The following is a 9,704-nucleotide window of genomic DNA, read 5'->3' as shown; positions in this document are numbered from 1 at the left end:
AGCCGCGTGTCCGTGAAGGAGCGCGGCTTTTTTGTTTCCAGCGGTCGCTGCGCATGCCGCTGTCATGGAAATGTAATGATCCGGTGCGAATGGAAATGCGACCTGTTCGCATAAGCGGTTGATTTAAATAAGAAATTTGTGGGTATTGGCGGAGTTCGCCGGCCGCGCTTGATAGAATCGGGTATCGCACACCGATATCTCATATTTCATGTCCACGTTTTCCGGCGACGCGCAGAGCGCAGATAAGCACACCGTTGCGCGCAAGAGCACGTTCGTCAGTATTGTGCTGAATGTCGTCCTCGCGACATTTCAGATCGCCGTTGGCGTGATTGCGCATTCGCAGGCATTGATTGCTGACGGCGTGCATTCGATTTCCGATTTGATCTCGGATTTTGTCGTGCTGGTTGCGAATCGGCATAGCGGCGCATCGCCGGACGCCGACCACAATTACGGGCACAGCCGCTACGAGACCGTCGCTTCGCTGTTTCTCGGTGCAATCCTGATTGCGGTCGGCGTCGGCATGCTCTGGCGGGCCGGCGACCGTCTCGTTAATCTCGAAAACATTCCGGCAGTCCATTTTTCCGCGCTGATCGTCGCGCTGACGGTGCTCGTGTCGAAAGAGGCGCTGTTTCGCTACATGCTGCGCGAAGCGCGGCGCGTGCGCTCGGCGATGCTCGTCGCGAACGCATGGCATGCGCGTTCGGATGCCGCATCGTCGCTCGTGGTTGCGATCGGTATCGTCGGCAGCCTGGCCGGCGTGCGGCTGCTCGACCCGATCGCCGCGGCGATCGTCGGCTTCATGGTCGCGCGCATGGGCTGGATGTTCGGCTATGACGCGCTGCAGGATCTCTCCGACCGCGCGCTCGATACGAGCGACACGGCCGACATCCGTGCGCTGCTCGCGGCGACACCCGGCGTGCGCGACGTGCACGATCTGCGCACGCGCAAGATGGGCGATGCCGCGCTCGTCGACGCGCACATCCTCGTCGACCCGAAAATCTCCGTGTCCGAAGGGCACTACATCGCCGAGACCGCGCGTGCGCGCGTGCTGACCGACTCGCGCGTGCTCGACGCGCTGATCCACGTCGATCCGGAGAACGACGCGGCGCGCCGCCCGGCGCTCGCGTTGCCGCCGCGCAGCGAGATCGCGGCAGGGCTCGAGGCCGCGCTCGCGCAGCGCGGGCTGCGGGCGGCGGCCATCAACCTGCATTACCTGAGTACGGGGCTCGAGATCGACGTGACGCTCGCGTGCGATCCGCACGACACCGATGCGGCGCTGGCCGGCCGGCTCGATGCCGACACGCTGAAGCGCGAGTTCGGCGCGCGCCGGATCGGCTTCACGCGCACAATGCCCGCGCAGGCCTGACCCGCCGCCGGCGGGCCTGCTGGGCGTGCGTGCGCGTCACAGCGGCAGTTGCGTATCGAACTTGATTTCGCGCAGCACGACGCTCGTGCGCACCTGCGACACGGCGGGGATCTTGAAGATGCGTTCGTGCAGGAACACGTCGTAGGCCTTGATGTCCGGCGCGACGATCTTGAGGATGTAATCGGCTTCGCCGGTCGTGCTGTAGCACTCGGTCACTTCCGGGCAGGTCGCGATCTCGCGCTCGAACTGCTCGACGCCGCCTTCGTTGTGGCGGGTCAGATGCACGTGCGCGAGCGCGCAGACGTGCAGGCCGAGTTTCTCGCGATCAAGCAGCGCCGTATAGCGCTGGATCACGCCCGACTGTTCCATGTCCTTGATGCGGCGCCAGCACGGCGTGCTCGACAGGCCGACCTGGTCGGAGATTTCCTGAACGGAACGGCGCGCGTCGAGCTGCAACAGGCGAAGGATTTTTTGCGAAAAGGAATCGAGCGTCACCTGCGCCTCCATGCGGCAGCTACAACACGCTGAATGTTAGAGGGCCGGGAAAGGAAAGGCAATCTGGCGACGCGCTGTTGAGCGAGATTCGCTAATTTGCTCGCGGATCCGTGGGATTTTGTCCCGCCCCCGCGCTGTCCGACCGATCGGTGCCGGCCACCGCGAGGCCCGCGAGCGCGGCCTGCTGGCGGCGCAGGTCGGCAAGCATGTTGCAGAACAGCGCGCCTTGCTCGATCGCGTCGTCGAGCGCGACATGCGTGTGCGGATGGTCGTCGAACCAGTGCTTCGGAAAACGCGGCTTGATCGCCTTGCGGTACGGCAGGCCCGTCATCGCGAACGCGAGCGTCTTGATGTCGAGCGCCGACCACGAAAACGGGCAGCGTCCGGCGAAGCGCATCATGTACCAGAACATGAACGTGAAGTCGAAGCCGGCCGGCATCGCGACGAACACCGGCTTGCCGGGCAGCGCCTCGACCCAGTCGACGTACGCGACGAGCGCCGCCTCGGGCGCCTGCAGATCCTTGCGGCACGCGGCCCATGCTTCGGGCTCGGTCTTCCACCACGCTTCCTGCACCGGGTGCGCATGGGCGCCCGGCAGCGTTTCGAGATTGGCCGAGAACGTCGCGATCAGTTGCTTGTCCTCGGTATAGGCGGCCGACGCGAAGCTCAGCATCGAGTGCGGGCCGGGAATCGGGCCGTCGGCCTCGACATCGGTGCTGACGTAGATTTCCGGGATGGCGGTCTGGTTCATCCAAATACCTTGTCGGACACGAACGGGTTCGTGCGGCGCTCGTCGCCGAAGGTCGACACGGGGCCGTGGCCCGGCACGAACGTCACGTCGTCGCCGAGCGGCCACAGCTTCTCCTTGATCGACTTGACGAGGTCCGCGTGATTGCCGCGCGGGAAATCGGTGCGGCCGATCGAGCCGGCGAACAGCACGTCGCCGACGATCGCGACGCGATGTTCGCGGCTGAAGAACACGACGTGGCCGGGCGTGTGACCCGGGCAGTGATAGACCTCGAGCGTCTCGTCGCCGAACCGCACGGTGTCGCCGTCGTTCAGCCAGTGGTCCGGCTCGAAGGTTTCGGCGGCCGGAAAGCCGAAGCGCTCGCTTTGCATCGGCAGCTTCTCGATCCAGAAGCGCTCTTCTTCCTGCGGCCCCTCGATCGGCACGCCGTAGTGCGTCGCGAGCGTCTTCGCGCCCGCGCAGTGATCGATGTGCCCATGCGTGAGCAGCACCTTCTCGACCTGCACGTTCTGCCGCGCGACTTCCTGTTGGATCCGGTCGAGATCGCCGCCCGGATCGACGACGGCGGCGCGGCCCGTTTTCTCGCAGACGAGCAGCGAGCAGTTCTGCTGGAACGGCGTGACCGGAATGAGCGTGACTTTCATGGGGGCACCGGCGGCTAAAAGGAGCGATTGTACCGGTCGCGCGCACGGCCTGCCGCGCGTGCGATGCGCGCCGCGGCGCGCGGATGAGGGCATTCCCGGAGCATGCCGATTGTTACCGCCATAGCGAGAATCAATGGTCTGCCGCGGGCACTTTTCGAGACAGCGTTTTGACTTATGTATAATGCGCTCCATTGCGCGTGAATTTCACGCCATTCGCTGGTGTTTCGGCCCCGTTAAACGAGGGCACCGGAAGCACCGTCAAGCATCAGCCGCCGGGGAGTCCGGCGGTGTATCCAGCACCGCGTAGTCGGTGCTCACGTCTTGTCCGGCCGGGTGCTGCGCGCCCGCCTGCGGCCCTGCTGCCGCGCCGCCGGATGAGGCCTGTGCCGCCGTTCCCGTGCGTTGGTCGTTTCGACGCGCGCGAACGTGAAACCATGTTCGATGGCGGCATGTGGGGTCTGGTCAGGCTGTTGGGGACAGGTTGCGCCAGACGTGAAAGCTAATCAGGACGGTTGCGGCATAGAGAAAGCCGCGCCCATGCTAGCCGCCTGCTCGTATTCGAGCGGGGCGTGCACGCATTTGCCGTCCGGGCCGCATGTTTGCGTTGTGACGCAGCGTTGTATCGGTGCGGCCCGAACCAGAAGGCGACACGTCGATGAATTTACGTTTTCCGAGCCGATTCGGAACCATTGCATTGTTTTTCGCGCTGACGGGCTGTGCGGTGCCACCCAGCCAGACCACCAGCAGCGCGAACCAGAAGAACGCGGTCGACAAGACGGCCGCTGCCGCGAAAGCGGACGACGACAAGCAGCAACTCAGTTTTGATTCCGCGCTGGCGTCGCTGCCGGCCGCCGACAGCAAGGACGCGAAGAAGTCGTCGCTGGCGGACGCCGAGCCGATCGACGGCAAGGATGTATCCGACTTCCGCCAGACGGGCCGCGCATCGTGGTACGGGCGGGATTTCCACGGCCGCCGCACCGCGAACGGCGAGCGCTTCAACATGAACGCGTTCACCGCCGCGCACCGTACGCTGCCGCTGTCGTCGTACATCAAGGTGACGAACGCATCGACCGGCAAGTGGGTCGTCGTGAAGGTCAACGATCGCGGGCCGTTCAAGCGTGGCCGCGTGCTCGACCTGTCGTATGCCGCCGCCAAGGTGATCGGCCTCGTGCATGCCGGCACGGGCCGCGTGAAGATCGAAGGGCTGTCGCCGCAGGAAGCGCGCGAGGCACGCGACGAAATGTTCGCGTCGATCTCGGCGAAGTAACCACGCGGCGGATCGACCGCCGATGCAAAAGGGCTGCCCGCGGGCAGCCCTTCGTCTTTTCCGCACCGCGCAGCCGGCGCCGGTTTCCCGGGCCGGCCGGGCCGCGCGTCAGTTCTCTTCCTTCAGCGCAAGCGCACGCGCATACAGCGTGTTGCGCGACGCGCCCGTCAGGGCGGCCGCGAGCCTGGCCGCGCTCTTCACGGGCACCTCTTCCAGCAGCAGCCTGAGCAGCGCGTCGTGCGCGGTGTCGTCGGCTTCGCCGCTCGTCGCGGGCGCGCCTTCGACGACCAGCACGAATTCGCCGCGCTGCCGGTTCGCATCGCCGGCGAGCCAGCTCTGTCCTTCGGCCAGGGTGCCCTGGAACAACTGCTCGTGTAGCTTGGTGAGCTCGCGCGCGATCAGCAGCCGGCGCGCGGGGCCGAACGCGTCGGCGAGCGCGGCGACGGTGTCGGCGATCCGGTGCGGTGCCTCGTAGAACACCAGTGCGTACGGGTGCGACACCAGCGCCTGCAGCGCGCTCGCGCGCTGCTTCGCCTTCGGCGGCAGGAAGCCCGCGAACGTGAAGGCGCCGGCCCAGTCGCCGGCCACGCTCAGCGCGGTCACGGCCGCGCTCGCGCCCGGCAGCGGGATCACCGCGAAGCCGGCGGCGCGCACCGCGTCGACGAGCCGCGCGCCGGGGTCCGAGATGCCGGGCGTGCCGGCGTCCGACACGTAGGCCACGCGGTCGCCGCCACGCAGCAGTTCGATCACGCGCTGCGCGGCTTCGCGTTCGTTGTGCTCGTGCACGGCGACGAGCGGCTTCGAGATCCCGTAGCGGGCGAGCAGCTGGCCCGTGTTGCGGGTGTCTTCGGCCGCGATGCGGTCGGCCAGGCCGAGTACATGCAGCGCGCGCAGCGTGATGTCGGCGGTGTTGCCGATCGGCGTGGCGACCACGTAGAGCGCGGCGTCCGGGTAGTGCTGCGTGTGCGCGAGTTCGAGGAGGGCAGTCATGGCAGGCAATGCACGCAATCGCGGCGCAAGCGGAACAAGGACGGCATTGTGCCACGCGGCGCCGGCCCGGCCGGGCGACGGGCGCGGTTTGCCGCTCGCGGGCGACAACTTTTCCGGCGCGGCGCGATCCAAACCGGTCGGCGCGGCGTTCGAGCAACGTGCGCGGCAGTTCCTCGAACGTCGCGGCCTCGCGTTCGTCGCGGCGAACGTGACGATGCGCGGCGGCGAGCTCGATCTCGTGATGCGCGAGCCCGACGGCCTGCTCGTGTTCGTCGAGGTACGCGCGCGGCGCAGCGTCCGGCATGGCGGCGCGGCCGCGAGCGTCGGCTGGCGCAAGCGGCGGCGCGTGGTGGCGGCCGCGCTCCAGTTCTGGGCGCGGCATGGCGCCGGTGCCGCGTGCCGCTTCGACGTCGTCGCGTTCGAGGCCGGGCGGCTCGCGTGGCTGCGCGACGCATTTCGTGCCGACGATGCGTAGCGGCGAGCTGTGACGAGATGTAAAGAGTTCTTGCCGGACCGCGGGAGAGGGTGCCGGAGTACGGTAAACTCGCCGCACCCACGATGTCGCGCGATGCGTGCCACGCGCCCAGTTCACCAGGAATCGATGTCAGTCGAACGTATTCAGCAACATTTTCGCGACAGCGCCGCGCTTCACGCCGAAGCGGCCGACGCGCTGTCGCTGCCGATCGCAGCCGCGGTCGATGCAATGTTCGCCGCGCTGGCGAACGGCAACAAGATCGTCGCGTGCGGTGACGGCCCGTCGGCCGCCGCCGCGCATTACCTCGCCGTGTCGCTCGTCGGCGGCTTCGAGCGCGAACGCCCGGGGCTGCCCGCGATCGCGCTGGCGACCGATGCGTCGCAAGGCGGCCTCGCGGGCGCGGCCGCCCCGGAGCAACTGTTCGCGCAGCAGGTACGCGTGCTCGGCCAGACCGGCGACATCCTGCTGGTGCTCGACCCGGGCGGCGCGTCGCCGCGCGTGCTGGCCGCGATCGACGAAGCGCATGAGCGCGAGATGACCGTCGTCGCGCTGACGGGCGGCGACGGCCATGCGATCGCCGCCGCGCTGTCCGACACCGATATTCCGATCAGCGTGCCCGCCGTTCGCGCGGCACGCATCCACGAAGTCCATCTGCTGACCATCCACTGCCTGTGCGACGGCATCGACGCGATGCTGCTGGGTGAGGATTGAACGAAGGAGAGCCGTCGATGAATCAAAGCCGCGTCAAACAGACGCTCGTCAGAACCACGCTGCTCGCTGCACTGACGGCGGGCCTCGCCGTGTCGCTGCAGGGATGTGTGCTCGGCGTCGTGGGCGCCGCGGCCGGCGGCGGCGCGCTGATCGCGACCGATCGCCGGACGCTCGGTGCGCAGACGGAGGATCGCGAGATCCAGGTCAAGTCGCTCACGCAGATCAACAACGGATTGCCTGACCAGTCGCACGTGAACGTGACGGTGTTCAACCGCCGCGTGCTGCTGACGGGCGAAGTGCCGAACGATGCATCGAAGCAGCGCGCCGAGGAAATCGTGCGCGGCATCAACAACGTGAACGGCATCGTCAACGAGCTGTCCGTCGAGCCGGCGTCGTCGCTGTCGTCGCGTGCGAACGACTCGTACCTCGAAGGGCGCGTGAAGTCCGAGCTGATCGCGACGAAGGGCATCTCGGCGAACTACTACAAGGTCGTCAGCGAGCGCGGCAACGTTTACCTGATGGGGCTCGTGACGGTGGACGAAGGCAATCGCGGCGCGGAAGCCGCGAGCCAGGTGCCGGGCGTCGAGAAGGTCGTGAAGGTGTTTCAGTATGTGAAGCCGCAGGACGCGCAGGCGCTGCAGAACGCATCGCCCGCGAGCGGCGCGTCCGGTGCGCAGGCCGCCGCGGTGCCGGCGGACAGCGCGACGGTGGGCGCGGTGCCCGATGCGTCGGTGCAGTCCACGCCGCTGCAGCCGCCCGCGCCGATCTCGAATTCGTCGAGCGTGCACCCGGGCAACCCGAAGGCGCCCGCGCAATGAAGAGCGTGCAGATGAAGCAGATGAAACGGTGGATGGTGCGGGGCGCCGCAGCCGCGGCGCTCGTGGCGGGGACGCTGGGCGCCGCGCAAGCGGACGTTGGCGACGGCCTGAAGGTGGCGCGCGGTAACGCATGCATGGGCTGTCACGCGGTCGATCGCAAGCTCGTCGGCCCGTCGTTCAAGGATATCGCCGCCCGCTACAAGTCCGATCCGCAGGCCGTCGCGAAGCTGTCGAAGAAGGTGAAGGACGGCGGCTCCGGCGCCTGGGGCGCGATTCCGATGCCCGCGCACCCGCGCATGAGCGACGCCGATGTCCGTTCGGTGGTCGAATGGGTGCTGGCGGGCGCGCCGTCGAAGTAACGCTTTGGGGGCGACTCAACCCCTATTGCCAAGCGCAGAAATGCGTGTGTATGATAGTTGACTGTTGGGGCGGTAGCTCAGCTGGGAGAGCGTCGCGTTCGCAATGCGAAGGTCGGGAGTTCGATCCTCCTCCGCTCCACCAACGGGATTCGAAGGGCTCGGTCGTCAGACCGAGCCCTTTTTGTTTTTGCGGTTCGGCGATGACGGTCCCGTCCGCGCGCCGCGCTCGTCATGGCGCGAGCGGCGACCGGCAACCGGTCAGGTCATCCGTTCATGCACGAGCTTGAATATCGGCACCGCCAGCCGCCCGGCGAATGCCGCTGTGATGGCCGACGATCCGGGCCGCCGGCGGGACGCAGCCGTTTTCGACATTTGACACCCCCCGCCACCTCCTTTCACCCCCGCCCGAAACTCGGCCGCTTCGGATCGTACGTCCACCCCGGCACGAGATAGCGCATCGCGGCCGCATCGTCGCGCGCGGTGCCGCCGACTTCCCGGTAAAGCGCATGCGCGGCCTCGACCTGCGTGATGTCGAGTTCGATCCCGAGCCCCGGCCGCTCCGGCACGGCCACCTTGCCGCCGACGATCTCGAGCGGCTCGCGCGTGAGCCGCGCATCGCCTTCCTGCCAGATCCAGTGCGTGTCGATCGCGGTGATCGTGCCGGGCGCGGCGGCCGCCGCATGCGTGAACATCGCGAGCGACACGTCGAAATGGTTGTTCGAATGCGAGCCCCACGTGAGCCCCCAGTCGCGGCACAGCTGCGCGAGCCGCACCGAGCCCTGCATCGTCCAGAAATGCGGATCGGCGAGCGGGATGTCGACCGCCTGCAGCCGCACCGCATGATCCATCTGCCGCCAGTCGGTCGCGATCATGTTGGTCGCGGTCGGGATGCCCGTCGCGCGACGGAATTCGGCCATCACCTCGCGGCCCGAATACCCGCCTTCCGGCCCGCACGGATCTTCCGCATACGCGAGCAGGTGGCCTTGTCCGCGGCACAGCGCAACGGCTTCGTCGAGCGACCACGCGCCGTTCGGGTCGAGCGTCGCGCGCGCGTCGGGGAAGCGCGCCTTGATCGCGGCGATCGCCTCCATCTCGTCGGCGCCGGCCATCACGCCGCCCTTCAGCTTGAAATCGGCGAAGCCGTAGCGCTCGACCGCGGCCTCTGCCTGCCGTGCGATCGCGGCCGGCGTGAGCGCTTCCTCGTTGCGCAGCCGGAACCACGCATGCGCGGCGTGCATCTCGTCGCGATACGGCAGATCGGTGCGGCGCCGGTCGCCGACGTAGAACAGATAGGCGAGCATCGGCACCGCGTCGCGCTGCTGTCCTTCGCCGAGCAGCGCGGCGACCGGCACGTCGAGATGCTGGCCGAGCAGGTCGAGCAGCGCCGCCTCGATCGCGGTGATCACGTTGTCGAGCCGCAGGTTGATCTCGTGCGGCTGGCGCAGCACGGCCGCCTCGCCGGCCGACGTCACTTCGTGCCGGATCGTGCGGCCCGCGCCGGCCTGCGCGCCGGAGAGCGCCGCGCGCACGGCGTTGAGCGTTGCCTGGTAGCGTCCGATCGACTGGCCGACCACGAGATCCGTCATGCGTTCGAGTGCGTGGCGGATGCCTTCGCCGCCCGGCACTTCGCCGACCCCGGTGTGTCCGCTGCTGTCGTCGAGAATCACGAGGTTGCGCGTGAAGTACGGCGCGTGCGCGCCGCACAGGTTGAGCAGCATGCTGTCGCGGCCGGCGACGGGAATCACCTGCATGCGCGTGACGCGCGGGGTGCCGGCACGGCGGGATTCTGGCATCGGTTCGCTCCTGATTCCGGTGACGCGCGGGCGGCCGG

At 67.7% G+C, this 9,704-nt stretch carries 11 protein-coding genes and 1 tRNA gene; 7 read left to right on the top strand and 5 right to left on the bottom strand.

The window, feature by feature from the left end; genetic code table 11:
- Positions 1–208: 208 nt before the first annotated feature.
- Positions 209–1,366, top strand: coding sequence for a cation diffusion facilitator family transporter (locus tag HWX08_RS26855; RefSeq protein ID WP_174922507.1), 1,158 nt, complete (start codon positions 209–211; stop codon positions 1,364–1,366).
- Between the two features lie 36 nt (positions 1,367–1,402).
- Here HWX08_RS26855 and HWX08_RS26850 read toward each other — a convergent pair whose 3' ends face one another.
- From HWX08_RS26850 to HWX08_RS26840, 3 genes are all read right to left on the bottom strand, one after another.
- Complete coding sequence (locus HWX08_RS26850) at positions 1,403–1,873, bottom strand: Lrp/AsnC family transcriptional regulator (RefSeq protein WP_006477376.1); 471 nt, start codon at positions 1,871–1,873, stop codon at positions 1,403–1,405.
- Between the two features lie 79 nt (positions 1,874–1,952).
- A complete protein-coding gene (locus HWX08_RS26845) occupies positions 1,953–2,612 on the bottom strand; it encodes a 3'-5' exonuclease family protein (protein WP_069255491.1) in 660 nt (219 codons plus the stop codon).
- Positions 2,609–3,253 (bottom strand): MBL fold metallo-hydrolase, encoded by a 645-nt coding sequence (locus HWX08_RS26840; protein ID WP_069255492.1) that lies wholly within the window; start codon positions 3,251–3,253, stop codon positions 2,609–2,611. The genes HWX08_RS26845 and HWX08_RS26840 overlap by 4 nt, the downstream gene beginning before the upstream one ends.
- Before the next feature lie 655 nt (positions 3,254–3,908).
- Here HWX08_RS26840 and HWX08_RS26835 point away from each other — a divergent pair.
- Positions 3,909–4,520, top strand: coding sequence for a septal ring lytic transglycosylase RlpA family protein (locus tag HWX08_RS26835; RefSeq protein WP_174922508.1), 612 nt, complete (start codon positions 3,909–3,911; stop codon positions 4,518–4,520).
- Positions 4,521–4,628: 108 nt separating this feature from the next.
- Here HWX08_RS26835 and rsmI read toward each other — a convergent pair whose 3' ends face one another.
- Positions 4,629–5,510 carry a 16S rRNA (cytidine(1402)-2'-O)-methyltransferase gene (gene rsmI / locus HWX08_RS26830; RefSeq protein ID WP_107313801.1) on the bottom strand — a complete coding sequence of 294 codons (882 nt, stop codon included), beginning with the start codon at positions 5,508–5,510 and terminating at the stop codon, positions 4,629–4,631.
- Between the two features lie 46 nt (positions 5,511–5,556).
- On the opposite strand from rsmI, the gene HWX08_RS26825 reads away from it, so the two are divergent.
- From HWX08_RS26825 to HWX08_RS26805, 5 genes are all read left to right on the top strand, one after another.
- Positions 5,557–5,985, top strand: a complete 429-nt coding sequence (locus HWX08_RS26825; protein WP_174922528.1) for a YraN family protein — start codon at positions 5,557–5,559, stop codon at positions 5,983–5,985.
- Between the two features lie 126 nt (positions 5,986–6,111).
- Entirely contained in the window at positions 6,112–6,696 is a 585-nt protein-coding gene (locus HWX08_RS26820) for an SIS domain-containing protein (protein ID WP_069255496.1), read from the top strand.
- A 17-nt stretch (positions 6,697–6,713) separates the two neighbouring features.
- Positions 6,714–7,514 carry a BON domain-containing protein gene (locus tag HWX08_RS26815; RefSeq protein ID WP_069257919.1) on the top strand — a complete coding sequence of 267 codons (801 nt, stop codon included), beginning with the start codon at positions 6,714–6,716 and terminating at the stop codon, positions 7,512–7,514.
- Entirely contained in the window at positions 7,511–7,873 is a 363-nt protein-coding gene (locus HWX08_RS26810) for a c-type cytochrome (RefSeq protein WP_069255497.1), read from the top strand. Before HWX08_RS26815 ends, HWX08_RS26810 begins: the two co-directional genes overlap by 4 nt.
- Before the next feature lie 66 nt (positions 7,874–7,939).
- Positions 7,940–8,015 (top strand) — tRNA-Ala (locus HWX08_RS26805).
- 253 nt (positions 8,016–8,268) lie between these two features.
- On the opposite strand, the gene HWX08_RS26800 is transcribed toward HWX08_RS26805, so the two are convergent.
- A complete protein-coding gene (locus tag HWX08_RS26800; protein WP_174922509.1) occupies positions 8,269–9,666 on the bottom strand; it encodes an enolase C-terminal domain-like protein in 1,398 nt (465 codons plus the stop codon).
- Positions 9,667–9,704 lie beyond the last annotated feature (38 nt).

It is taken from the genome of Burkholderia metallica (assembly GCF_902832845.1).
Classification (GTDB): Bacteria; Pseudomonadota; Gammaproteobacteria; order Burkholderiales; family Burkholderiaceae; genus Burkholderia; species Burkholderia metallica.
The sequence above is the reverse complement of the archived record's forward strand: the minus strand, read 5'-3'. Positions and strand labels throughout refer to the sequence as shown.